The organism is Pseudomonas sp. P106(2024), from assembly GCF_057480815.1.
The window spans coordinates 404382-428761 of record NZ_JBLIYU010000001.1 but is presented as its reverse complement, the minus strand read 5'-3'; the positions used below and the strand labels follow the sequence as shown (position 1 = coordinate 428761).

The 24380-nt window shown below is 66.1% G+C and carries 23 protein-coding genes, 1 tRNA gene and 1 pseudogene; 16 read left to right on the top strand and 9 right to left on the bottom strand.

Features of this window, described 5'->3' with window-relative positions:
- Positions 1-43 precede the first annotated feature (43 nt).
- The 7 genes from AC25M7_RS01925 to AC25M7_RS01895 all read left to right on the top strand — a co-directional run bounded on the left by AC25M7_RS01925 (position 44) and on the right by AC25M7_RS01895 (position 6538).
- A complete protein-coding gene (locus AC25M7_RS01925; protein WP_028688608.1) occupies positions 44-793 on the top strand; it encodes a LytR/AlgR family response regulator transcription factor in 750 nt (249 codons plus the stop codon).
- A gap of 167 nt (positions 794-960) precedes the next feature.
- Positions 961-1902, top strand: coding sequence for a hydroxymethylbilane synthase (gene hemC / locus AC25M7_RS01920; protein ID WP_028688607.1), 942 nt, complete (start codon positions 961-963; stop codon positions 1900-1902).
- Positions 1899-2666, top strand: coding sequence for a uroporphyrinogen-III synthase (locus tag AC25M7_RS01915; protein ID WP_028688606.1), 768 nt, complete (start codon positions 1899-1901; stop codon positions 2664-2666). Before hemC ends, AC25M7_RS01915 begins: the two co-directional genes overlap by 4 nt.
- A gap of 46 nt (positions 2667-2712) precedes the next feature.
- Positions 2713-3813 carry a uroporphyrinogen-III C-methyltransferase gene (locus AC25M7_RS01910; RefSeq protein ID WP_028688605.1) on the top strand — a complete coding sequence of 367 codons (1101 nt, stop codon included), beginning with the start codon at positions 2713-2715 and terminating at the stop codon, positions 3811-3813.
- Complete coding sequence (locus tag AC25M7_RS01905) at positions 3810-5048, top strand: heme biosynthesis protein HemY (protein ID WP_062359920.1); 1239 nt, start codon at positions 3810-3812, stop codon at positions 5046-5048. The genes AC25M7_RS01910 and AC25M7_RS01905 overlap by 4 nt, the downstream gene beginning before the upstream one ends.
- 291 nt (positions 5049-5339) lie before the next feature.
- On the top strand, positions 5340-5837 hold the full coding sequence (locus AC25M7_RS01900) for a disulfide bond formation protein B (protein WP_028688603.1): 498 nt from the start codon (positions 5340-5342) through the stop codon (positions 5835-5837).
- Positions 5838-6067: 230 nt separating this feature from the next.
- Positions 6068-6538 (top strand): Rsd/AlgQ family anti-sigma factor, encoded by a 471-nt coding sequence (locus AC25M7_RS01895; protein WP_028688602.1) that lies wholly within the window; start codon positions 6068-6070, stop codon positions 6536-6538.
- A 1-nt stretch (position 6539) separates the two neighbouring features.
- Here AC25M7_RS01895 and AC25M7_RS01890 read toward each other — a convergent pair whose 3' ends face one another.
- Complete coding sequence (locus AC25M7_RS01890) at positions 6540-7205, bottom strand: FKBP-type peptidyl-prolyl cis-trans isomerase (RefSeq protein ID WP_486970669.1); 666 nt, start codon at positions 7203-7205, stop codon at positions 6540-6542.
- Positions 7206-7429: 224 nt separating this feature from the next.
- Between AC25M7_RS01890 and AC25M7_RS01885 the strand changes: the two genes are divergently transcribed.
- Positions 7430-8512 carry an AlgP family protein gene (locus AC25M7_RS01885; protein ID WP_486970668.1) on the top strand — a complete coding sequence of 361 codons (1083 nt, stop codon included), beginning with the start codon at positions 7430-7432 and terminating at the stop codon, positions 8510-8512.
- On the opposite strand, the gene AC25M7_RS01880 is transcribed toward AC25M7_RS01885, so the two are convergent.
- Positions 8488-8967: a TIGR02444 family protein gene (locus tag AC25M7_RS01880; protein WP_062359917.1), complete on the bottom strand. Its 480-nt coding sequence runs from the start codon at positions 8965-8967 to the stop codon at positions 8488-8490. The genes AC25M7_RS01885 and AC25M7_RS01880 overlap by 25 nt on opposite strands.
- 50 nt (positions 8968-9017) lie before the next feature.
- Between AC25M7_RS01880 and AC25M7_RS01875 the strand changes: the two genes are divergently transcribed.
- The 3 genes from AC25M7_RS01875 (at position 9018) to AC25M7_RS01865 (ending at position 12227) form a co-directional block, all read left to right on the top strand.
- Positions 9018-10928: an ATP-binding cassette domain-containing protein gene (locus AC25M7_RS01875; protein ID WP_247283858.1), complete on the top strand. Its 1911-nt coding sequence runs from the start codon at positions 9018-9020 to the stop codon at positions 10926-10928.
- Positions 10928-11515 (top strand): mechanosensitive ion channel family protein, encoded by a 588-nt coding sequence (locus AC25M7_RS01870; RefSeq protein ID WP_062359913.1) that lies wholly within the window; start codon positions 10928-10930, stop codon positions 11513-11515. The genes AC25M7_RS01875 and AC25M7_RS01870 overlap by 1 nt, the downstream gene beginning before the upstream one ends.
- 79 nt (positions 11516-11594) lie before the next feature.
- A complete protein-coding gene (locus AC25M7_RS01865) occupies positions 11595-12227 on the top strand; it encodes a LysE family transporter (RefSeq protein ID WP_028688596.1) in 633 nt (210 codons plus the stop codon).
- A gap of 28 nt (positions 12228-12255) precedes the next feature.
- Here AC25M7_RS01865 and AC25M7_RS01860 read toward each other — a convergent pair whose 3' ends face one another.
- A complete protein-coding gene (locus AC25M7_RS01860; RefSeq protein WP_486970667.1) occupies positions 12256-13008 on the bottom strand; it encodes a slipin family protein in 753 nt (250 codons plus the stop codon).
- Positions 13009-13011: 3 nt separating this feature from the next.
- Positions 13012-14355, bottom strand: a pseudogene (locus tag AC25M7_RS01855) (NfeD family protein).
- A gap of 96 nt (positions 14356-14451) precedes the next feature.
- Between AC25M7_RS01855 and AC25M7_RS01850 the strand changes: the two are divergent.
- The 3 genes from AC25M7_RS01850 (at position 14452) to AC25M7_RS01840 (ending at position 15922) form a co-directional block, all read left to right on the top strand.
- The gene (locus AC25M7_RS01850) at positions 14452-14910 is read left to right on the top strand and encodes an aminoacyl-tRNA deacylase (protein ID WP_486970666.1); all 459 of its coding nucleotides are present in this window, start codon (positions 14452-14454) and stop codon (positions 14908-14910) included.
- 60 nt (positions 14911-14970) lie between these two features.
- Positions 14971-15213, top strand: coding sequence for a DUF2789 domain-containing protein (locus AC25M7_RS01845; protein ID WP_028688592.1), 243 nt, complete (start codon positions 14971-14973; stop codon positions 15211-15213).
- 70 nt (positions 15214-15283) lie between these two features.
- A complete protein-coding gene (locus AC25M7_RS01840; RefSeq protein ID WP_028688591.1) occupies positions 15284-15922 on the top strand; it encodes a hypothetical protein in 639 nt (212 codons plus the stop codon).
- A gap of 6 nt (positions 15923-15928) precedes the next feature.
- On the opposite strand, the gene AC25M7_RS01835 is transcribed toward AC25M7_RS01840, so the two are convergent.
- Positions 15929-16366, bottom strand: a complete 438-nt coding sequence (locus tag AC25M7_RS01835) for a CBS domain-containing protein (RefSeq protein ID WP_028688590.1) — start codon at positions 16364-16366, stop codon at positions 15929-15931.
- Positions 16367-16512: 146 nt separating this feature from the next.
- Positions 16513-18243: a dipeptidase gene (locus AC25M7_RS01830; RefSeq protein ID WP_486970665.1), complete on the bottom strand. Its 1731-nt coding sequence runs from the start codon at positions 18241-18243 to the stop codon at positions 16513-16515.
- 226 nt (positions 18244-18469) lie between these two features.
- Between AC25M7_RS01830 and AC25M7_RS01825 the strand changes: the two genes are divergently transcribed.
- Positions 18470-20314: a DUF3857 domain-containing transglutaminase family protein gene (locus AC25M7_RS01825; protein WP_486970664.1), complete on the top strand. Its 1845-nt coding sequence runs from the start codon at positions 18470-18472 to the stop codon at positions 20312-20314.
- 92 nt (positions 20315-20406) lie between these two features.
- Here AC25M7_RS01825 and AC25M7_RS01820 read toward each other — a convergent pair.
- The 3 genes from AC25M7_RS01820 to AC25M7_RS01810 form a co-directional block, all read right to left on the bottom strand.
- Positions 20407-20483: transfer RNA gene (locus AC25M7_RS01820), tRNA-Arg, on the bottom strand.
- An 86-nt stretch (positions 20484-20569) separates the two neighbouring features.
- The gene (locus tag AC25M7_RS01815; RefSeq protein ID WP_486970663.1) at positions 20570-21433 is read right to left on the bottom strand and encodes an ABC transporter ATP-binding protein; all 864 of its coding nucleotides are present in this window, start codon (positions 21431-21433) and stop codon (positions 20570-20572) included.
- Complete coding sequence (locus tag AC25M7_RS01810) at positions 21430-23013, bottom strand: ABC transporter permease (RefSeq protein WP_486970662.1); 1584 nt, start codon at positions 23011-23013, stop codon at positions 21430-21432. The genes AC25M7_RS01815 and AC25M7_RS01810 overlap by 4 nt, the downstream gene beginning before the upstream one ends.
- A 303-nt stretch (positions 23014-23316) precedes the next feature.
- Between AC25M7_RS01810 and AC25M7_RS01805 the strand changes: the two genes are divergently transcribed.
- Complete coding sequence (locus AC25M7_RS01805) at positions 23317-24357, top strand: ABC transporter substrate-binding protein (protein WP_028688585.1); 1041 nt, start codon at positions 23317-23319, stop codon at positions 24355-24357.
- Positions 24358-24380: the final 23 nt, after the last annotated feature.

Below are 24380 nucleotides of genomic sequence, written 5' to 3'. Positions count from 1 at the left end.
ACGCTATACCCGTGCGAGACTCACTCAGGAATCCAGCGCAATTATGAATGTCCTGATCGTTGATGATGAACCCCTGGCCCGCGAGCGCCTGAGCCGGCTGCTTGGCGAGCTGGAGGGGTACACCGTGATGGAGCCCAGCGCCACCAACGGCGAGGAGGCCCTGACCCTGATCGAAAGCCTCAAGCCCGATGTGGTGCTGCTGGATATCGGCATGCCGGGCCTCGATGGCCTGCAGGTCGCCGCCCGGCTGTGCGAACGCGAGTCGCCGCCGGCGGTGGTGTTCTGCACCGGCGACGATGAGTACGGCAGCGAAGCTTTCAGGGACAGCACCCTGAGCCATGTCGACAAGCCCATCCAGCCGCAGGCCCTGCGCGACGCCCTGCGCCGGGCAGAAAAACCCAACCGGGCCCAACTGGCCGCGCTGACCCGCCCCGCCAGCGATGCCGGTGGTGGCCCGCGCAGCCATATCAGTGCCCGTACCCGCAAAGGCATCGAGTTGATCCCCATTCCCCAGGTCATCTACTTCATCGCCGACCACAAGTACGTCACCCTGCGCCATGAGGCGGGCGAAGTGCTGCTTGACGAGCCGCTCAAGGCCCTGGAGGACGAGTTTGGCGAGCGTTTCGTGCGCATCCACCGCAACGCGCTGGTTGCCCGTGAGCGCATCGAGCGCCTGCAGCGCACGCCGCTGGGGCATTTCCAGCTCTATCTCAAGGGCCTGGACGGCGACGCCCTGACCGTCAGCCGCCGCCATGTGGCGGGGGTGCGCAAGATGATGCAGTCCTTGCACTGAATACCTGTTCGTGGCGTGGGAGCGGGCTTGCCCCGCGATGAGGTGTTGCCCGCCATCGCAATCGCGGGTCATGCCCGCTCCCGCGTGGCGCTTTGCTGATCTGAATCTGCGGGCACACCCAGAGGAGCTGTTATCATCGACCGCATTTCTCTGGATCGGTGCGCTTCATGTCCACTCGCGAAATCCGCATTGCCACCCGTAAAAGTGCCTTGGCCCTGTGGCAGGCCGAATACGTCAAAGCCCGCCTGGAGCAGGCGCATCCTGGTCTTCTGGTGACCCTGGTGCCGATGGTCAGCCGCGGCGACAAGCTGCTCGACGCGCCGCTGGCGAAGATCGGCGGCAAGGGCCTGTTCGTCAAGGAGCTGGAAACCGCCCTGCTCGACAACGAGGCCGACATCGCCGTGCACTCGATGAAGGACGTCCCCATGGACTTCCCCGAGGGCCTGGGCCTGTACTGCATCTGCGAGCGTGAAGACCCGCGCGACGCCTTCGTTTCCAACACCTTCGCCAGCCTCGAGGCCTTGCCGGCCGGCAGCATCGTCGGCACCTCCAGCCTGCGCCGCCAGGCCCAGTTGCTGGCGCGCCGGCCCGACCTCGAAATCCGCTTCCTGCGCGGCAACGTCAACACCCGCCTGGCCAAGCTCGATGCCGGTGAGTACGACGCCATCATCCTCGCCGCCGCCGGCCTGATCCGCCTCGGCTTCGAGGACCGCATCACTGCCTCCATCAGCGTCGATGACAGCCTGCCGGCGGGCGGCCAGGGCGCGGTGGGCATCGAATGCCGCAGCGCCGACGCCCAGATCCATGCCTTGCTGGCGCCGTTGCACCATGCCGACACCGCCGACCGGGTGGTGGCCGAGCGTGCCCTGAACAAGCGCCTCAATGGCGGTTGCCAGGTGCCGATTGCCTGCTACGCGGTGCTCGAAGGCGAGCAGCTGTGGCTGCGCGGCCTGGTTGGCCAGCCCTCCGGCGGCACCTTGCTGGTGGCCGAGGCCCGGGCGCCGCGTGCCGATGCCGAGCGCCTGGGTGTGCAGGTCGCTGAAGACCTGCTCGGGCAGGGGGCCGAGGCGATCCTCAAGGAAGTCTACGGCGAGGCCGGCCACCCGTGAGCCCCTGGCGCCTGCTGCTGACCCGCCCTGAAGAGGACTGTGCGGCGCTGGCGCAGACCCTGGCCGACGCGGGCATCGCCAGCGCCAGCCTGCCGTTGCTGGTGATCGAGGCGATCGCGCCGGCCCCTGAGCAGTTGCAGCGCCTGCGGGCGATCGCCGAGGCCCACGCCATCATCGTGGTCAGCAAACCGGCGGCCCGCCTGCTGCTGGAGCAACTCGCCCAAGCGGGAGTGACGCCGCCGTTCGCCGGCTGGTTCACGGTGGGCGAGGCAACCGCGCGGATCCTTCAGGAGCGCCGGTTGCAGGTGGCCTTCCCGGCTGTCGGCGACAACAGCGAAGCCTTGCTCGCATTGCCCGCCCTGCGCGAGGCTATCGCCGTGTCGGCACCCCGCGTCCTTATCGTGCGCGGCGTCGGAGGTCGTGAACTGCTGGCCGAGCGTCTTGCCGAGCAAGGTGCTAGTGTCGATTATCTGGAATTGTATCGCCGCTGCCTGCCGCACTACCCTGCCACGACCCTCGCCCAGCGCATCGATGGGGAACGCCTCAATGGCTTGGTGGTCAGCAGTGGGCAGGGTCTGGAACACTTGCAGCGACTGGCGGGTGCGGATTGGCCGCGGTTTTCCCGCTTGCCGCTGTTCGTGCCCAGCCCCCGGGTGGCCGAGCAGGCCCGAGCGCTCGGGGCGAAAGACATTGTGGATTGCCGTGGCGCCAGCGCCGCGGCCTTGCTGGCAGCCGTGCAGCGAACCGCTGCGCCTGCCCCTTAAGGCGCTAAGCTAGAGAGCTATGCGCCACCATGCAAAGGATGGATACGTGAGCGAAACTGTCTTGTCCAACACTGAACAGCCCGCGGCGCCCGAGGCGCCGCAATCCGCCACCGCCAAGCCCGCCCGACGCTCCGGCAACGGCCTGGCGCTGCTGGCCCTGCTGCTGGGCGCCGCCGGCGTCGCGGTCGGCGGCTGGAGCGTCTGGCAGGTCCGTCAGCTGCAAGGCAGCGAGCAAGGCCAGGGCGAACACCTGCAAGCCCTCAATCAACGCGCCGACGCGCTGCAGCAGCGCGAGCAGCAGCTCAGCGCGCAGCTGGCCAGCTTGCCGGCAGCCAGTGAGCTGGAAGACCGCCGGCGCCTTGTGGCGCAATTGCAGGGCGACCAGCAGCGCCTGAGCCAGCGCCTGGAAACCGTGCTCGGCGAAAGCCGCAAGGAGTGGCGCCTGGCCGAGGCCGAGCACCTGTTGCGCCTGGCCACCCTGCGCCTGTCGGCGCTGCAGGACATCACCAGCGCCAAGGCGCTGGTCGAAGGTGCCGACGAGATCCTCCGCGAGCAGAGCGACCCGGGCGCCTTCGCCGCCCGCGAGCAACTGGCCCGCAGCCTGGCGACGCTGTCCAGCACCGAGCAGCCGGATCGCACTGGGCTGTTCCTCAAGCTCGCCGCGCAGCGTGAGCTGGTGCAGCAGCTCAGCGCCCAGTCGCCGGAGTTCGACAGCAAAGCCGACGCCATGGGCGCGCTGACCGCCGATGGCGACGGCGCCAGCCGCTGGTCGCAGTGGTGGGCGGAGATCTCCAAGTACTTCCAGATCGAGTTCAATGCCGACGACAATGTCCGCCCGCTGCTGTCCGGGCAGTCGCTCAACCAGCTGCGCCTGGCCCTGAGCCTGACCATCGAGCAGGCGCAATGGGCGGCGCTCAACGGCGAGGCCAAGGTCTATGCCCAGGCCCTGGATGACGCGCGCAGCGTGTTGCTGGCCAACTTCAACCCGGACAACCCGCAAAGCAAGGCGATGCTCGACAGCTTCAACCAGCTGGCCGAACAGCCGGTGTCGGTGGTCACGCCTGACCTGAGCGAGAGCCTGGCCGCGGTGCAGGCCTACATCCAGCGTCGCCACCTACCGGCCGCCGCCGAGGGGGCCAAGCCATGAAGCGAGTGTACTTGCTGGCGGTGCTGGCGATCGTCGTTGCCGCGGCGCTGGGCATCGCGATTGCCAAGCATAGCGGCTACGTGCTGATCGCCTACGGCGGCTTCCGCTATCAGTCCGGGCTGTGGGCGGCGCTCGGCGCGCTGGTTGGCATCATCGTGCTGCTGTTGCTGCTGCGTTACCTGGTCGGCCTGGTGCTGACCTCGTCCGGCGTGGTCAACCCGTGGTCGCGGCGCAACCGCAGCCGCCGTACCCGGATCGCCGTCGAACAAGGCCAGCTGGACCTGGCCGAGGGGCGCTGGGCGAGTGCCCAGCGCCACTTGCAGCGTGCCGCCGAGTCTGACCGCCAGCCACTGCTCTACTACCTCGGTGCCGCTCGCGCCGCCAACGAACTGGGACGGGTGGAGGAGCGTGACAACCTGCTCGAACGTGCCCTGGAGCGCCAGCCCCAGGCGGAGCTCGCCGTTGCCCTGACCCATGCCCAGTTGCAGATGGACCGGGGCGAGAGCGAGGGTGCGCTGGAGGCCCTGCAGGCGATGCAGGAGCGTCACCCGCACAATGCCCAGGTGTTGCGCCTGCTGCAGCGCCTGCACTTGGAGCGCGGTGACTGGCCGGCGTTGATCCGCCTGCTGCCGGACTTGCGCAAGCACAAGGTGCTGCCCGCGGCGGAGCTTGCCGACCTGGAGCAGCGCGCCTGGGGCCAGAACCTGGGCCTGGCGGCGACCCGTGGCGAGGATCCGCAGACGGCGCGCCAGGCGCTCGAGCGCGCCTGGCAACAGCTGACCAATGCTCAGCGTCAAGAGCCGCAACTGGTGTCTGCCTATGCCGAACAGCTGCGTCAGGTCGGTGCCCAGGGCGAGGCCGAGCAGGTGCTTCGCGGCGCGCTCAAGCGCGGCTACGAAAGCCACCTGGCACGCCTGTACGGGCTGGTGCGCGGCGACGATCCGGCGCGCCAGTTGCAGACGGCCGAAGCCTGGTTGAAGGAACACCCGCAGGATCCGAGCCTGCTGCTCACCCTCGGCCGGCTGAGCCTGCAGAACCGCTTGTGGGGCAAGGCGCGAGACTATCTGGAGAGCAGTCTGCGCATGGAGCGCAATCCGGAAACCTGCGCCGAGCTGGCACGCTTGCTGGCAGGGCTTGGCGAGACCGAGCGCAGCAATCAGCTGTTCCAGGAAGGGCTGGGGCTGCTGGATGAGCGCCTGCTGGCGTTGCCGCTGCCGGAGGGTGTTCGGGCCTGAGGGCTCACTGGCCACGTGACGTACTGTTGCGCATCGCGGGCATGCCTGCCGGTGCAGGTGCGATGTTTTGCCAGCGGCGTGTTGCATTTTCTGATGAGCGATGACTCAAGACGCGCCCTCTGCGGGGAGGGCGTTGAATCTTCCTTCCTTCGCGTCGGAATATTCCCACGCTCCACAAAAATGATTCTCTAGCCATTCAGCGACTTGTCTGCACTGTAGCGCCTTGATACAAAGCGCTCCTTTCCTCTACCGTTTCAAACCACTTCCTTCATTTTCGGATCACATCTACCCATGTCGCTGGCCTGCTTGCGCAGCTCGTTCCTTCCCGCCTTCCTGGCCGCCGTAGTGGTGCTGGTTGCGTCGTTCCGTCTCGAGAACGTGGTTGGCCTGGATCCCTGCGCGTTGTGTTTCAGCCAGCGCCTGATGCTGGGCTGTTTTGCGCTGACCTGCCTGGTCGCCACGCTACACACCGGCGCCCGCCGCTGGCATGCCCGGCTGGCGCTGCTGTTCGCGTCGGCTGGCGCCTTGCTGGCGGGGCGGCATGTCTGGCTGCAGGCCGAGCCGCTGCCGGTCAGCGGTTGCCACCTGCCCCTGGCGCACCTGGTCGAACGCCCGTGGAGCGAGATTCTGCAGGCGTTCCTGCTGGGCAGCCCGGACTGCGTGTCGGTCAACTGGAGCTTCCTCGATCTGACCCTGCCGGAATGGAGCCTGCTGGCCTTCCTGTTGCTGGCGGCGGTGCCGTTGTCGTGGCTGGTGCTGTATCGATTGCGCCAGGACGCGGCGGGTTGATCCACGGCAATGCACCGGGCATTGCGCGACCAGCGGTGGCCGGCAACGGGATTAAACGCTTGTATGAACTTTGTCTGCTGCGTACCTTGAAGGGCAGGTCGCGCGGGAATAATCTCGCAGCACGCTTACCGAAAATACAACTGCTCGATGCCGTTTGCTGACGTCACCTTTGTGCCACGGTGTTGTGTCGCGAGGTGCAGCGGCATCTACCCAGAAGGGAAGAGATCGCCATGCTCGATAGTTGCCAGAACGCCCAGGAACGCTGGGGCGGTGTTCACAAGCTGATCGATCGTTGGCTGGAGGAGCGCCAGGAACTGGTGCAGGCCTTCCGCGCGTTGCGCGATGCCAAGCCGGCCTTTGCCGACAAGCACCACAACGGCGGATTCTGCGAGGTCCTCGTCGACTACGTCTCGGCGTGGCACTTCGAGGTGTGCGAACAGCTCATCAGCGAGGCCAAGGCTTTTGGCGACGAGCGTGCGCTGGAGCTGGCCGAGGAAATCAACCCGCGGATCAACGACATCACCCAGATCGCCCTGGCCTTCAACGACCACTGCGCCAAGGGCGAATGCACCGACACCGAACGCTTCGCGGAAAAGCTGGGCAAGCTCGGAAGCCTGTTGCACGAGCGTTTCGAGCTGGAAGACTGCCTGATCGAAGTGCTGCACAACGCCCACAAGCAAGAGGACGCGGTGCAGGCCTGATTCAGTCGGCCACGTCCAGCAGTTTGATCTCGAACACCAGTGGGGTATAGGGTGCGATCAGGTCACCCGCACCGTCGGCGCCGTAGGCTTGCGCCGACGGGATCACCAGGCGCCATTTCGCCCCCGCCTTCATGCGCTGCAGCGCCACCTGCCAGCCCTCGATCACCGAGTCCAGCTTGAACCATTGCGGTTGCAGGTTCTGGTCGAACACCGTGCCATCCGGCAATTTCCCTACATAGCGCACCTGCACGCGACCGCTGGCCTTGGGTTGTGCGCCGCTGCCGCTGGCCAGCTCGCTGTAGAGGATGCCCTCAGGCAGTTCGCGTACCCCGGCCTTGGCCCGTTCGCCGGCGATGAAGCGTTTTTCCGCTTCCACCAGCTTGTCCACCTGGGCCTGTTCGGCGGCGGCGTTGGCTTGCGTCTCGTGCTGTTCGAGGATGGCCTGCATGCGTGACTTGGCAATGCGGGGCGGCTGGCCCTGATAGGCCTGGCGCAGGCCTTCGACCAGGGCGTCGAGCTGCAGGCCGGGGACTTCCTGGCGCAGGCGCTCGCCCAGGCTGGCACCGAGGCTGTAGGCCAGGTCGCTGTCGTTGGCGGGGGCGGTTTCGGCGTTGGCCAGGGCGAGTGGCATCACCAGGCACAGGCCCAGAGTCAGATAACGAGGCATGAACGGTTCCTGCGGCAAAGAGCGCAAAGTATGCCAGCGTTGTTGGGCGAAGATGTGTAAATATCGGCAGTGCACTAATGGGCAACTACACTTGTTTCCAGCTGCAAGACAACAACTTTGCCCAGGCATGCAACGCGGCGCTACTGAGACTGTCAACATGCCCTAGCGGCGGTAGCAGCAGAAGCATAGTATGAGCCGCACTCTCGTCAGCCAGGAGGTAAACCATGTCGGCCAAGAAGAAAGCAGTCAGTACGCCGTTGCACCTGCTCCAGCAACTTTCCGGTAGCTTGCTCGAACATTTGGAAGATGCCTGCTCCCAAGCGCTGGCGGATGCCGAGAAACTGTTGGCCAAGTTGGAAAAACAACGTGGCAAGGCCCAAGAGAAACTGCACAACGCTCGTTTGAAGTTGCAGGACGCCGCCAAGGCCGGTAAAGCCAAGGCTCAGGGCAAGGCGCAAAAAGTCGCCGGAGAACTTGAGGACTTGCTCGATTCGCTCAAGGATCGCCAAGCGCAAACCCGTACTTATATCCAGCAACTCAAGCGCGATGCCCAGGAAAGCCTGAAGCTGGCCCAGGGTGTCGGCAAGGTGCGTGAGGCCGCCGCCAAGGCCTTGGACTCGCGTACTGCGGCACCGAAAGCCGCCGCGAAAGCTGCAGCCAAACCAGCGGCCAAGCCTGCTGCCGCCAAGGCACCGGCGAGGACTGCTGCCGCTAAACCTGCGGCCAAGCCAGCGGCCAAACCGGCTGCCGCCAAGGCACCGGCGAGGACTGCAGCCGCAAAACCTGCCGCCAAGCCAGCGGCCAAACCGGCTGCTGCCAAGGCCCCGGCGAAGACTGCAGCCGCAAAACCTGCCGCCAAGCCAGCGGCCAAACCGGCTGCCGCCAAGGCCCCGGCGAAGACTGCAGCCGCGAAACCCGCCGCCAAGCCAGCGGCCAAGCCTGCTGCCGCCAAGGCCCCGGCGAAGACCGCCGCCGCGAAACCTGCTGCCAAGCCAGCGGCTAAACCAGCTGCCGCCAAGGCACCGGCAAAGGCCGCTGCAGCGAAACCAGCAGCCAAATCAGCGGCCAAGCCTGCTGCCGCCAAGGCCCCGGCCAAGCCAGCAGCGGCCAAGCCCGCCGCCAAACCTGCAGCCAAGCCAGCAGCCAAACGGGCCGCTGCCAAGGCTCCGGCCAAGCCTGTAGCCAGCAAGCCAGCCGAAAACCAGCCAGCCACGCCGACCGCCAGCACCACCCCGGCGCCTGCGAACAGCGCGGCCACGCCTGCGGCAACCGCCACACCGGCTCAGTCGTCGACTTCGGCGTCCTGAAGCTCACGGGCCGCGGCGCGCAGTTGATGCAGCGCGTCGTGGTCCCGGGCCTGGTCCGGCGCCAGCCGGGTCAGCCAGTCCTGCGCGGCGCCCGCTTGCGCAGGCCACTCGTGCGCCAACGCCTCCAGGCGCTCCAACAAGGTGCGTTCAGCCTGCAACTCCAGCGCCTTCACCTGCTCACGCATCACGCTCAGTCGCGGGTCGGCCAGCGCCTGCTCGCGCCATTGCCGGCGTAGCATGCGTAGCGGCGTCACCACGTCGCGTTGCCAGGGGCCGGCAAGGGCCTTCAAGGCGGTAATCCTTTGTTCATCGGCGGCCACGCCGCGGGTCTGCAGCCAGGTGCCGCAGAGCAGCAGGCAGACATCGCCGCCCAGTTCCTGGAGGGCCAGGCTGGCGGCTTCGACGCCTGGCCGGGCATACAAGGCCAGGGCGTGATTCCACAGGTCGGTGTGCATGGTTTCACTCGCGCCAGTGATCGGCGAAGCTGGTAGACTCCGCGACCATCATGATCAGACTATCGAACCTCACTTTACAGCGTGGTCCCCAGCGCCTGCTAGAAGGCGCCGAGATGACCCTGCACACCGGTCACAAGGCCGGCCTGATCGGCGCCAACGGCGCCGGTAAATCCAGCCTGTTCGCCCTGCTGCGCGGTGAGCTTTCGCCCGATGCCGGCGATTGCCTGCTGCCCGGCGACTGGCGCATCGCCCACATGCGCCAGGAGGTCGACACCCTTGACCGCATCGCCGTGGACTATGTGCTCGACGGCGACGCCCGCCTGCGCAAGGTGCAGGCGGAGCTGGCCGCCGCCGAGCAGGCACACGACGGCACCGCCCTGGCGCGCCTGCACAGTGAGCTGGACAGCGCCGACGGCTACACCGCCGATGCCCGCGCGCGCAAGCTGCTGGCCGGCCTGGGCTTTACCAACGAGCAGATGGACCGCCGCGTCGGCGACTTCTCCGGTGGCTGGCGAATGCGCCTGAACCTGGCCCAGGCACTGATGTGCCCGTCCGACCTGCTGCTGCTCGACGAGCCCACCAACCACCTGGACCTCGATGCCATCCTCTGGCTGGAAGAGTGGCTCAAGGGCTACCCGGGCACGCTGCTGCTGATCTCCCACGACCGTGATTTCCTCGATGCAGTGGTCGACCATGTGCTGCATGTCGAGCAGCGCAAGCTCAATCTCTACAAGGGCGGCTACAGCGCCTTCGAGCGCACCCGCGCCGAACGCCTGGCGCAGCAGCAGCAGGCCTACGAGAAGCAGCAGGCGCAGCGCGCGCACATGGAAAAGTACATCGCCCGCTTCAAGGCCCAGGCCACCAAGGCCCGCCAGGCACAGAGCCGGATCAAGGCCCTGGAGCGCATGGAGGAGCTGTCGGCGGCCCATGTCGATTCGCCGTTCGACTTTGTCTTCCGCGAGTCGGAGAAGATTTCCAGCCCGTTGCTCGACCTGTCCGAAGGCCGCCTGGGCTATGGCGACAAGGCCATCCTCGAGAAGGTCAAGCTGCAACTGGCGCCGGGTGCGCGGATCGGCCTGCTCGGCCCCAACGGCGCGGGCAAGTCGACCCTGATCAAGAACCTCGCCGGCGAGCTGCAGCCGCTGTCCGGGCGCCTGGTGCGCGGCGAGAACCTCGCCGTCGGCTATTTCGCCCAGCACCAGCTCGACTCGCTGGACGACAAGGCCAGTCCGCTGCTGCACCTACAGCGCATCGCCCCGGGCGAGCGCGAGCAGACCCTGCGCGACTTTCTCGGCGGCTTCGATTTCCACGGCAACCGTGTCGACGAGCCGGTGGTGAATTTCTCCGGTGGCGAGAAGGCCCGCCTGGCCCTGGCGTTGATCGCCTGGGAGCGGCCGAACCTGCTGCTGCTCGACGAACCGACCAACCACCTCGACCTTGAGATGCGCCTGGCGTTGACCATGGCCCTGCAGGAGTTCGCCGGTGCCGTGGTGGTGGTGTCCCACGACCGTCACCTGCTCAAGAGCACCACCAACGACTTCCTGCTGGTGGCCGACGGCAAGGTCGACACCTTCGACGGCGACCTGGACGACTACAGCCGCTGGCTGGTCGAGTACCGCCAACGCAACGCGCCGGTGAGCAGCGCGCCCGCGAACCCGGACAAGACCGACAAGAAGGCCCAGCGCCAGGCCGCTGCGGCCCTGCGTCAGCAGTTGGCCCCGCACAAGAAGGCGGCCGACAAGCTGGAGGCCGAACTCAACCAGGTGCACAAGCAACTGGCCGAGATCGAGACGACGTTGGGCGACAGCGGTCTGTACGAGACCACGCGCAAGGATGAGCTGCGCGACTTGCTGGCCCGTCAGACCAAGCTCAAGCAACGCGAAGGCGAGCTTGAGGAAGCCTGGATGGAAGCCCTGGAAACGCTGGAAAGCATGCAGGCCGAGCTCGAGGCGCTGTCCTGATGGAGGCGCTGCGTTCGCTGCTGCCGGGGCAGTGGATGGACTCGTTCTGGCTGGGGCTGCAGATCCTGCTGATCCTGATCGCCGCCTTCGTCCTGCAGCGCATGGTCGCGCGCGGCCTGCGCAGCCTGGGCGAGCGCTACCCGTTGCCGCACGAGCTGATGGTACCGGTGCGCGGCGCCCTGCGCTGGCTGATCATGGGCAGCGCGCTGCTGTTCGTGCTCGAGCGCATGGGGGTGTCCGCCACGGTGCTGTGGACGGCATTGTCGGGCTTCGTCGCGGTGGCGGCGGTGGCGTTCTTCGCCATCTGGAGCGTGCTGTCCAACCTGCTGTGCGCGGTGCTGATCTTCACCGTCGGACCGTTTCGCATCGGCGATGTGGTCGAGCTGGTCGATACCCTCGACAAGCCGGGGGTGAAAGGCCGGGTGATCGCCATCAACCTGCTGTACACCACGCTGATGGAAACGCCGGAAGCCGGTGGAGCGCTGGTGCAGGTGCCGAACAGCCAGTTTTTCCAGAAGGCCGTGCGGCGTTGGCGTGGCACTGAAGCCGCCGTGGCGGCCAAGCCTGAGGCGATGGAAACCGACTGAAGCCGCAGAATTGTCTGGTTATTTTTTCGCCAACACCTTAGCTTAGCGGTTTGCAAAAGCTGTTAGAGCGAGGTGTGCGATGTCGATGGAAACGTGGTTGGCCTTCTTTGCCGCGTGCTGGGTGATCAGCCTGTCGCCGGGCGCCGGGGCAATCGCCTCGATGTCCAGTGGGCTGCAGTACGGCTTCTGGCGTGGTTACTGGAACGCCCTGGGCCTGCAATTGGGCCTGATCGTGCAGATCGCCATCATCGCCGCCGGTGTTGGCGCCATCCTCGCCGCGTCGGCCACCGCCTTCCAGGTCATCAAGTGGTTCGGCGTCGCCTACCTCGTCTACCTCGCCTACAAGCAATGGCAAGCCCTGCCGATGGACATGAGCGACGAGTCCGGCGTACGACCGATCGGCAAGCCGCTGAGCCTGGTGTTCCGCGGCTTCCTGGTCAACGTCAGCAACCCCAAGGCGCTGGTGTTCATGCTGGCGGTGCTGCCGCAGTTCATCAACCCGCACGAGGCGCTGTTGCCGCAGTATGTGGCGATCACCGTGACCATGATCAGTGTCGACATGCTGGTGATGGCTGGATATACCGGGCTGGCTTCGCGGGTGCTGCGCCTGCTGCGCACGCCGAAGCAGCAGAAGCGCCTGAACCGTACCTTTGCCGGGTTGTTCATCGGTGCGGCGACGTTCCTCGCTACCTTGCGTCGCGCGCCGCTTTGACGCGTGATGGGGCCTCCCAGAGGCCCCATCAGCGCTGCTTGTCCACCAGCCCCTTGAGCAGATCCACCGGCAGCGGAAACACGATGGTCGAGCTCTTGTCCCCGGCGATCGACCCCAGCGTCTGCATGTAGCGCAGCTGCATCGCCCCCGGCTCCTTGCCCAGCATCTGCGCGGCCTGCATCAGCTTCTCCGAGGCCTGCAGCTCGCCTTCGGCATGGATCACCTTGGCCCGTCGTTCGCGCTCGGCCTCGGCCTGGCGGGCGATGGCGCGGACCATCGACTCGTTGAGGTCGACATGCTTGATCTCGACGTTGGCCACCTTGATGCCCCAGGCGTCGGTCTGCGCGTCCAGCACCTCGCGGATATCCGAATTCAACTGCTCGCGCTCGGCCAGCAGTTCGTCCAGCTCGTGCTTGCCGAGCACGGCGCGCAGGGTGGTCTGGGCCAGCTGGCTGGTGGCGGTGAGGAAGTTCTCGACCTGGATGATCGCCTTCTGCGGGTCGAGCACGCGAAAGTACAGCACGGCATTGACCTTGACCGAGACGTTGTCGCGGGTGATCACGTCCTGGGAGGGCACGTCGAGCACCACGGTGCGCAGGTCGACCCGGACCATCTGCTGGATGCCGGGAATCAGGATGATCAGCCCCGGGCCCTTGTCCTGCCAGAAGCGCCCGAGCTGGAACACCACGCCGCGCTCGTACTCGCGCAGGATGCGCAGGGCCGAGAGCAGCAGTATGCCCAGCAGCACCAGCACGGCGCTGAATCCGAATTGCATGAACATCGTCTACTCTCCTTGCGCCGTGGGCGCAGTGGCGCTGACTTCCAGCGTCACGCCATGACGGGCGGTCACCCGCACGTGCTGGCCCGGCTGCAGCGGTGTCGCGCACTGCGCCTGCCACTGTTCGCCCTGGGCCTGTACCGAGCCGCAGAACGGGTTGTCCGCGCGTACCTGGGTCACCGTCACCAGGCTGCCCACCAGCCCGGCATCGCCGCTGACCAGGGCGCGTCGGCGCGCCTTCAGCGCCATGCCCAGCACGCCGCCGAGCAACAGCGCCGACAACACTGCCAGGCTGACGATCAGCGTCAGCGGAATGCCAAAGCCAGGGGCGTCGGTGTCCATCAGGATCACCGCGCCGACCACGAAGGCGACGATGCCGCCGAAGCCGATCACCCCGAAACTGGGCAGGAACGCCTCGGCGACCATGAACGCCACACCGAGCAGGATCAACGCCACCCCGGCGTGGCTCACCGGCAGCAGTTGCAGGGCGTACAGCGCCAGCAGCAGGCAGATGCCGCCGACCACGCTGCCGACTCCGGAGCCTGGGTTCATGAATTCGAACAGCAGGCCGTACACGCCGATCATGATCAGGATCAGCGCCACGCTGGGGTTGGTGATCACCGCCAGCAGGCGAGTGCGCCAGTCCGGCAGGTGCTCCACTACATTGGCGCCGGCGGTCTGCAGTGATGCTGGCTGGCCGGCGACGGTCAGCGTCCGGCCATCGAGCTGGCGCAGCAGGTCGGGCAGGTCAGCGGCGACCAGGTCGATCACCTTCAGCCGCTGGGCTTCGCTGGCCGACAGGCTGACCGCCTCGCGCACGGCCTTCTCCGCCCAGTCGGCGTTGCGCCCGCGCAGTTGCGCCAGGCCACGGATGTAGGCCGCGGCGTCGTTGACCTGTTTACGGGCGAGGGTGTCCTGCTCGCTGTTCGCGGCGGGCTTTTCGTCCTTGCCGGGTGCGCCGATCTGTACCGGCGTCGCCGCGCCCAGGTTGGTTCCCGGGGCCATGGCCGCCACGTGGCTGGCATAGAGGATGTACGTGCCGGCGCTGGCCGCCCTGGCGCCGCCCGGGGCGACGTAGGTGGCCACCGGCAGCGTGCTTGCGAGAATGGCCTTGATGATCTGGCGCATGGCGCTGTCGAGCCCGCCGGGAGTGTCGAGGCGGATGACCACCAGTTGCGCGCCCTGGGCCTGCGCCTGGTCCAGCCCGCGCAGGAGTTAGTCGGCGCTGGCCGGACCGATGGCGTCGTCGACGCTCAGCAGCCACACGTTGGCACCGGGCGCGGCCTGGCCGCCCGGGGCGAAGCCCAGGATCAGCAGCAACAGCAGCACGCGCCAGCGCCGGGCGATCACCTGTCGTCACCTCATGCGGACCTGTCCTTGAAGTTTAGTCGTGGCTGCCGGGCCACGGCCTAAACTTGAGGGTGGGGGCAAAACCGGAGGTGCATCATGCGTATGGCCAAGACCCTTCAGCAGCGCCTGGACCAGGCCAACTGCGACTACGACATCATTCCCCATCCCCATTCGGCCACTGGCCTGGAGTCGGCGCGCACGGCCGGCGTACCCGCCGAGCGGGTCGCCAAGTCGGTGATGCTCGATGACCGCCATGGCAACTACATCATGGCCGTGCTGCCGGCCAACCGGCATCTGGACATGACCGAAGTGCGCATGACCGGCGCCTGGCAGCTGACCCGCGAAAGCAACCTGCCGAGCCTGTTCGGCGATTGCGAACGCGGCGCCATCCCGGCTCTGGGCGATGCCTACAACATTCCCATGCTGCTCGACCGGACCCTTACCCGCCAAGGTGATGTCTACCTCGAGGCAGGTGACCACGATCACCTTATCCACATGAGCATGGAGCAATACTTGAAACTGGTGCCGCACGCCGAAGTGCGCGAACTGAGCTGATGCTCGCAACCCACGCCGGGCTGGCGTCGTGGACGACCGGCCCGGCCATAGGAGTGAATCATGGAAGCGCCGATCCACAAGTTTTCCGAACTGTTCAAGCAACTGGGCCTGCCGGACGATGCGCTGGGCATCGACCAGTTCATCACCAGTCATTCGCCGCTCAAGGGGGATGTGAAGCTGGTGGATGCGCCGTTCTGGAATGAGTCCCAGCGCTCGTTCCTCAGGGACAGCATCCTTGAAGATGCCGATTGGGCGGAGCTGTTCGACCAACTCAACGAGGCGCTGCGCCGTCCCCGCCAATAAAGCGCCGAGCGGCACCTGATGGGTGATCGGGGCGTTGCTATGCTCAGGGAAAACAAGAGGGGATGGCGCAATGAAAGATCCCTACGCACCAGGTTTCTGGTGCACCGTGACGATCCTGGGCACCCTGACCGCCGGCTACTTCTACGGTATCCGGCACACCCACACGATGAACCAGGCCGTGCAGTTTCTCTATGCCGCCGCCGCCGTGACCGCGGCGGTGGCGTTGTGCGGGCTGGCGTGGATCGCCTGGCAGCAGCTGCACCTGAACAGGCGCGAAGTCGCCCAGGGACGAACGTTGCTGACCATCTGGAACACCAAGGTCGCCCTGCGCCGGGTCGAGACGGTGTTCGACCGCTATTTCTGGGGCAGCTACTGGCACTCCGGACGCACCTTCGAGGAGGTGATGGGCGAGCTCAAGGGCACGCCGCTGGAGCAGAGCCTGGACGCCCTCAAGCGCCAGTGCCGGGAACTCGACCGGGAAGTGCACGACCACCACCATCACTGGCTGGCCAATGCCCGCGACCTGTCCAGCGTGGCCACGGCCATGGCCCGCGAGCGCTACCAGCTGGACCTGTGCGACGCGCCGGCCCGTGACGGCGGCAACACCGCCGTGCTCAACAGGGATCTGGAAGTGCTGGTGTACACCTGGTCGGCGCGCCTGCGCAGCTTCGACCATCAGCTGGACGAGCTGGAGCGCGCCTATCACTGAGCTGGGTCATTCACCGCGGATGTACTGCTCCAGTTGCAGGATCAGGTTGGCCTGTTCGGCGATGGTTTCCTTCACCAGGTCGCCGATAGACAGCAGCCCGAGCAGCTTGCCCTCATGCACCACCGGCAGGTGGCGCAGGTGGCGGTTGGTCATCAGGTTCATGCAGTACTCGAGATTCTGCTTGGGTTCAACCGTGACCACTGGAGAACTCATGATGTCGCGTACCGGCGTGGCCGCCGAGGAGCGACCCTTGAGCACCAGCTTGCGGGCGTAGTCGCGTTCGCTGACGATTCCCACTACCTGGCCATGCTCCATCACCGGCAGGGCGCCGACGTTCTTCTCCGCCAGCAACTTCAAGGCATCCAACACCGAGTCGTCTGGGTTGATGGTGTAGACGGTGTGGTGCTGGGACTTGGCTTTGAGGATTTGTTCGACGTTCTTCATACGGGCCTCTGTGGGTGCAAATGCGACGTGTCGGAGTAAATAAAGCATCCGGCACGGCGCTCTGCACGGCAATGCAGGAAACGGCATCGAGGTGATTGAAAAACGTCATCGCGGCAAGGGGCCGCAACGCGGCCCCGAGTGGGTCATCAGAGCTTCGGCATCTGCCCGATCCGCGCCACCATCTCGCTGACGACCTGTAGGTCGAGCATGAACTGCTCCACGGTCTTGAACTCGTTGTCGTTGTGCCCGGTGTACTTGACGTCCGGCATGGCCAGGCCGAACTGCACGCCGTTGGGCAGGTCGTGCACCGAGGTGGCGCCAGCGGAGGTGCCGTACTCGTGCTTCATGCCCAGGTTCTCGCTGGCCACGGCCAGCAGGGCCTTGACCCATTCGCCCTCGGGGTTGCGGTACATCGGCTCATCGAGGGTGTAGTCGAACGCCACCGGGGTCTTGCTCTTGGCCTTCCACGCATCGAGCTTGCCGGCGATCTCGCCCTTGAGGGTGTCGAGCGACTTGCCCTTGGGAATGCGCAGGTTCACCGCCAGCTTCAGCGCCTTGTCATCCAGGCCGACGAAGGTCAACGAGGTGGTCAGCGGGCCCATGAAGTCGTCCTTGAAACCGACGCCGAGCTTGTTGCCCAGGTAGTCCAGGCCCCAGTTGTCGGCGGCGTAGCGGGCGGCGTCGGTGATGTGGTTGTGCTTGAGCGGCACGTCCTTGCCCAGGCCGTTGAGGAAGTCGAGCATGCGCGCCACCGGGTTGACCCCGGACTCGGGCTCGGAGGAGTGCGCCGACACGCCGGTCACGGTGAGCAGCACCTGCTTGCCGTCGACCTTGGCGTAGATGCTGAAGTCGCCGCCATGGCGTTTGACGTAGGCCGCGCCGGCCTTGTTCAGCGCCTTGGCCAGGTCGGCCGGCTTGTCGCCGGTCAATGTCGCCACCGAGCTGCCGGGGATCTGGTTGGTGGCCAGGCCGCCGGTGAGGTTGATCACCTCGGCGCCTTTGCCGTCACCGGCACGCTTGGCGAAGGTGGCCATGACGGTGCCGTAGCCTTTCTCGGCGATTACCACCGGGTAGCCGCCGTCCAGCGCCAGGTTGTAGTCGGGGGTGGCGTTGCGTTCGAAGTAATAAGGGATGGCGTCGCCGGTGGTTTCCTCGGTGGTGTCCACCAGCAGCTTGAACTGGCGCGCCAGCGGCAGCTTCTCGTCCTTGGCCACCTTCAGCGCGTACAGCGCGACGACGATGCCGTTCTTGTCGTCCTCGGTGCCGCGGCCGTACATGCGGTCGCCCACCAGGGTGACCTTGAACGGGTCGAGCTTGGTGCCGTCCTTGAGTTTCCAGTTGTCCGGAGTGACCGGTACCACGTCGGCGTGGGCGTGGATGCCGATCACTTCCTTGCCTTCACCGAGGGTGATCTCGTAGACGCGGTTGTCGATGTTGCGGAACGTCAGGCCGAAGCCCTCGGCCAGGGCCTTGATCTTGTCGGCGATCTTGATGAACTCAGGATTCTCGTGCTGCGGTACACCGTCCTTGCGAACGGTCGGGATCTCCACCAGCTCGCGCAGGGTTTCCTTGGCGGCCTTGCCGTACTTGATGCGGGTGTACAGGCCCAGCAAGCGGCTGATCTCGTCCTGCTGTTCGGCGCTCAACGGCTTGCCGGCCAGGTACAGCTTGAGGGTTTCGTCCAGCTTGTCGGCCTTGGCCAGGTCGCTGCCGGCCAGCTTGCCGAGGAACTGCTTGAAGTCGGCCGGGTCGCTGCCGTCGTAGGCCTTGATGATGGCGGCGGACTGCTGCTGGGAGAGGTTGGCCTGGGCCGGGATCGAGAACATGGCCACGCTGGCCAGCAGGAGCGATGCGGCGGATAGCTTGGTATATGGCATGGGGGTGCGCATTCCTTTGCAGGGGTGGAGGGTGACCGTTTACGCAAACGGAAGATGCCCACGCTATCACCAATGACCACCGGCACGGGAGAGGTGGCAATGTGCTTTTCTGCACAAACGTGCAAGCGTTCATATACGGCGCGGCCTGCAGGTTTATGATAAAAATGCGTATCATTAGCGTTTTTTGTAATAACCCTCGCGTCACAAGAGAAGGATCCTCATGTTCATGTCTTACCTTGCTCCCCTGGCCGGGGTGCTGGCATTCACCCTGGCCTGCATCGCGCCTGCCCAGGCTCGGGACGATGGCACCGACCACTCCGTCACCCTTGAAAAGGTCGTGCAGACCTTCACCGTGCAGCGCGACGGCAGTTTCCAGGTGGCGGTCGAATCGGTCTCGCGCATCAACGAAGAGCGCGCCATCCAGGCCAAGGCCCAGCAAGCACTGAGCTACAACCGTGGGTACGAGACCCTGGAGGTCGACCAGGCCTTCACCCAGAAGCCCGACGGGCGCAAGGTCATGGTCGACGCCTCGCAGATCAAGGAGCAGCAGGAGCAGGCGTCCACCTACGCGCCGATGTTCCAGGACTCCCGGGTCAAGGTGGTGATCTTCCCGGAAGTGGCCGTCGGCGACCGCCTGGTGCTGCGCTACAAGCGCCATCGCACCACCGCGCTGTTCCCCGGCCATTTCGAGGACCTCACCGCGGCGGAATTTCACCCCGTGGAGCAGTTCTCGCTGATCTACGACCTGCCGGCGGACCTGCCGCTGTATGCCGACGCCCGTGGTTTCAAGGCGTCCACGCCCAAGGCCGGCAAGGGCCGCAAGGTCTACCGCTGGGACTTCGTGCCGACCGACAGGGCCAGGATCGAGGCGAGCGCCGTGTCCTACCTGGACTATGGCCAGTACCTCGCGGTCTCGACCTTCAAGGACTACGCAGGGCTTGCCGCCAGCTACCAGGCGCGCGCCGACGTGCAAGTGACACCGGCCATTGCCGCGTTGGCCGGACAATTGACGGCGAACCTGCCCGACGCCCGGGCCAAGACGCTCAAGCTCAGCGACTGGGTGCGTGAGAACATCCGCTACGTGGCGGTCTATGTCGGTGCCGGTGGCGTGGTTCCGCACGCGGCGCAGAGCGTGCTCGACAACCGCTATGGCGACTGCAAGGACCATGTGGCCCTGCTCGAGGCGCTGCTCAAGGCGGCGGGTATCGAGAGCTCGCCGGCGCTGATCAACCTCGGCAATGCCTACCAGCTGCCGAAGGTGCCGACACTCGGTGTGCTCAACCATGTGCTGACCTATGTGCCGAGCCTCGACCTGTACCTGGATTCGACCGACCCGTCGGTGGCCGCCGGTTACCTGCCGCTGATGGACCTGGACAAGACCACCCTGCTGACCGCCACCGGCGTGTTCGGCAAGACCCCGGCCACCCAGTTCGGCAAGCAGGTCGGTGAAATGCTGTTCAAGGTCAAGGACACGGGTGCCGCGGACTTCACCGGCGACTCGACCATCGAAGGCTGGGCCAGCGAGGTCAACCGCTATGGCGCCAAGACGATGAAACCGACGGACCTCGATCGCATCGTCGAGCAGGTGCTCAATGCCTATGGGCAACGGGGCAGCGGCAAGATCCTGATCCAGCCGTCGGCAGCGCCGGAGCACTTTCGCAGCCAGGTCCAGGGCCATACCGAGAACCTGGTGAACCTGCCCGGCCCGGTGGGCGTGCCAGCCCTGAGCAGCCTGGTGGGCGGCATCGCCCAGTCAGTCTATGGCTTTGCCACCGAGAACGAGCGCACCCAGGGCTTCGTCTGCATCTCCAACGAAACGCTGGAGCAATCGCGCTTCGAGTTCCCGGCCGGGGTCACCGTCCTGGCGACGCCCAAGGCCGTTGCCGTGAAGGAAGGCAGTTTCGACTACAGCGCCCGTTACACCCGTGACGGCAACGCCGTGGTGGTCGAGCGCCGCATGCAGTTCAAGCACCCGAAGGCAGTGTGCACGCCTGAGGAGTTCAAGGCGATGAAGCCGGTCATCGAGACCATGGTCCGAGACCTGCAGGGCCAGATCATCGTGCAGGGCTGAGGCCCGGAAACGCAAAAGCCCCGCCAGAGCGATCTGAGCGGGGCTTTTGCTTGCCGGCACCGGTGAAAACAAACGGGTGACGGCTGATGTCATGGCGCACTCGGCGGGATTCGAACCCACGACCCCTGCCTTCGGAGGGCAGTACTCTATCCAGCTGAGCTACGAGTGCAACGGGCCGCATGATACCCATCTGTGTCGGTGGCGTCCATGGCCTTGATCTGTGGAGTTTTTTCCCGGGGGGACAGCGGGTGCCGGTCACAGTGCGATCAGCTCCGGCCGCAGCCCCTCCATCCGCTGTCCCGCAGGCTTGAGATACCCGCCATCCCCGGTGATCTGGTGCAAGACCTTTTCACGCAAGCCATGCAATGCCACGCCGGTGCGCTGGCGCGGGTGCGGCAGGTCGATTTCCACTACCGCCTTGATCCGCCCCGGCCTCGGCTCCAGCACCACCACCCGATCGGCCAGGTAGGTGGCTTCCTCGGCATCGTGGGTGACCAGCAGGATGGTGATCCCCGAGCGTTCGCGAATCGCCAGCAGTTCGTCCTGCAGCTGTTGGCGGGTCAGGGCGTCGAGGGCGCCGAAGGGTTCGTCCAGCAGCAGGATCCGTGGGCTGGCCACCAGGCCACGGGCGATGGCCACGCGCTGGGCCATGCCGCCGGACAGCTGGTGCGGATAGGCCGATTCGAAGCCGACCAGGCCCACCAGTTGCACGTACTCGTGTACGCGCCGGGCGCGCTCGCCCTGGGTGAGTGTCTCGTTGACCAGCCCCAGGCCGATGTTCTGCGCCACCGTCAGCCATGGGAACAGGCGATGCTCCTGGAATACGATGCCGCGTTCGCCGCCGATGCCGTCGACCGGCTGGCCGTCGACCCGGATCGTGCCGCTGTAGTCGGTGTCCAGCCCCACCAGCAGACGCAGCAGGGTGGACTTGCCGCAGCCGGAGGAGCCGACGATGGCGATGAACTCGCCTTCGTTGATCGACAGGTCGAAGTGGCGGATCGCTTCGAAGGGCTGGCCATCGACGCTGAAGGTCTTGCCGACCCCCTCGAAACTGACCAGTGGCGGCGTGGCGTCGGGTTGGTTGGCCGCGTGCAGGGCCGGGGTGATGAAGGCGTTCATGCGGATCTCCAGCGCGTGGCGCGCGATTCGAGGCGTTGGCCGAGGTGGCTGAGCAGGGCGCCGACCAGGCCGATCAGGACCATGGCGGCCATCACCTGGTCCATGTGGAACAATTGCTGGGCGCCGATCATCAGGCTGGCGATGCCACCGTCCGAGGGCATGAAGTACTCGGCACCGATGGTGCCGAGCCAGGCGTAGATCAGCGCCAGGCGCAGCCCGGCGAAGATCGCCGGGGCGGCGCCGGGCAGCACCAGCAGACGCAGCCGGTGCGGCAGGTCCAGACGCAGGGCCTGGGCCGCCTCGCCCAGCTGTGGCGGGAGGCTGGCGATGCCGCGCTGGGTGGCGATCAGCAGCGGGAAGAACGCCGCCAGCGCGACGAACACCAGCTTGGCACCTTCACCCAGGCCGAACCAGGCGGTCAGCAGCGGCACCCAGGCGAACAGCGCCACCTGGCGCAGCGCCGACAGGCTCGGGCCGAGCATGCGTTCGGCGTTGGCTGACAGGCCCAGCAGCAGGCCCAGTACGAAGCCCGCGCCACCGCCGAGCAGCAGCCCGGCCAGGGTGCGTTGCAGGCTCAGGCGCAGGGCCTCGGGCAATGAACCGTCGAGCAGGCCTGCGTACAGGCTGCGCAGCACTTCCAGCGGCGAGGTGAGGATGTTGGCGTCGACCCAGCCAAGGCTGTTGGCGGCCTGCCACAGCAGCAACAGCCCCGCAGGCAGCAGCAGGCTTTGCCAGCCGCGTGGCACCTGGCCGCGCAGCTGTTCGCCCGTGGCCGGTTGCGGCCAGTGCAACAGGCCGCGCTCCAGGCGCGTGAAGCCGCGATCCATCAGCGCGCCGACCAGGCCGATCACCAGGATGCAGAGGAACACCAGGTCGAGCATGAACAGTTGCCGCCCCCAGACCATCAGGTAGCCGATGCCTTCGCTGGACGCCAGCAGCTCCACGGCCAGCAGCGAGGTCCAGCCAGTGGCCAGGGCCAGCCGCACACCGGCGAGAAACGCCGGCAGCGCGGCGGGCAGCAGCAGGCGCAGGAACAGCAGGTGAGGGGGCAGGCGCAGGACGGCGGCGGCTTCACGCAGCTTGGGCTGGGCGTCGCGCACGCCGATCAGGGTATGCAGCGTGACCGGCACCACCACGGCCTTGACCAGCACCACCAGCTTGAGCAGCTCGCCGATGCCGAAGAACAGCATGAACAGCGGGATCCAGGCCAGGGTCGGGATCTGCGCGAGGGCGACGAAGGTGGGCAGCACCAGGGTCTGCGCCCGTCGCGATCCACCCAGCCAGGTACCCAGCAGCAGGCCGCTGGCGATTCCCGCCAGCAGTCCCCAGGCCAGGCGCTGCAGACTTATCCACAGGTGGCCCCAGAGCTCACCGGAGCCATACTCCAGCGCGCTCTGCCAGACCAGCGACGGCGCAGGCAGGATCTGCTCGCTCATCCAGTGTTCACGGCTGGCGATAATCCACAATGCCGCCACCACCAGCGGCACGGCCCACGGTATGTAGGAGCGGCCTTGTGCCGCGAAAGGACCACGTAGCGGCCTCCATCGACGGCGCTGGCCTACGCTCAAGACTTCGCTCATCAAGGCACCTCTCAAACAAACCATTCCTTGTTTATTCGTTTATGGAATTAAAAATTCTCACAAACGATATTCAGGAGATAAGAGCATGCGCCTGCTGCATGCGAAACCCCCGAGGCATTGCGTTTTCCTCATATTTTTCATGCGTGCTCTGCAAGCCGCCCGGCGTCCCGCATGGCGCCTCGTTTATGTCTTCTGGTTACTAAAAAATGAAGTTTTGATCTTTGTAGGTTCTAACCGGACCTGCCTAGCTTCTGGCCCATAGCGCCGGCCATCGCCGGTGGCAGCCTGCCAAGGAGCCTTGCCATGAAAACCGCCTTCCGCCATCTGCTCAGCCCGTTACTCGCCGCCTTGTTGAGCGCCCTGCCCGTGGCAGCCCATGCCGCCCAGCCGGATGTGATCCGTATCGCCGTGCCCGACCTCAGCGCCGGCAGCAAGCCCAGCGCCGGCGGCGTGGTGGATGTGCTGCGCGACCAGCAACTGCTGGAGAAAGAGTTCGCCAAGGACGGCATCCGTATCGACTGGCGCTTCTTCAAGGGCGCCGGCCCCGTGGTCAACGAGGCCCTGGCCAACGGCCAGGCGGACTTCGCCTACCTGGGCGACCTGGCCGCGATCATCGGCAAGGCCAACGGCCTCGACACCCGCGTGTTGTCGGCCGGGGTGCGTGGGGTGAAGAGCTACCTCGGCGTGGTGCCGGGCTCGGGCATCCACAGCCTGCAGGACCTCAAGGGCAAGCGCGTGGCGGTGTTCCGCGGCACCGCCAACCAGCTGTCGTTCGCCAGCGCCCTGGCCAGCCAGGGGCTGTCCGAACGTGAGCTGAAAGTCATCAACCTCGATTTCAACGCGGCCAACGCCGCCCTGGCCGCCAAGCAGATCGACGCCACCTGGGGCCTGTCCAGCCTGCTGTCGCTGCGCGAGCGAGGGCTGGTCGAGCTCCCGGTCAACTCCCGGGACCTGAAAGGCGCCGGCAGCACCCAGGCGGTGCTGCTGGGTACCGGCGAGTTCATCCGCCAGCACCCCGACCTGGTACAGCGGGTTGTCAACGCCCAGGAGCAGGCGGTGAAGTGGCTGCGCGACGAACGTAACCGCGAGGCCTATGTGGACCTGGTGGCGAACACCGCCAACTGGCCAAAGGCGATCCTGCGCGACGACCTGGCCGAGGAGAACCTCGCCGACTACTTCGACCCACGCCTGGATGCCGGTTTCGTCGGCCTGCTGCAACAGGGCGTGGACCTGGCCGTCAAGGAGCGCCTGATCCGCCGTGGCTTCCAGGTGGCCGACTGGATCGAACCCCGTTTCATCGATGCCGCCCAGCGGCAGGACCAGGCCGTCCAGGCCGCCCGCTGACCCGACAACAACCGTGAGGAGCA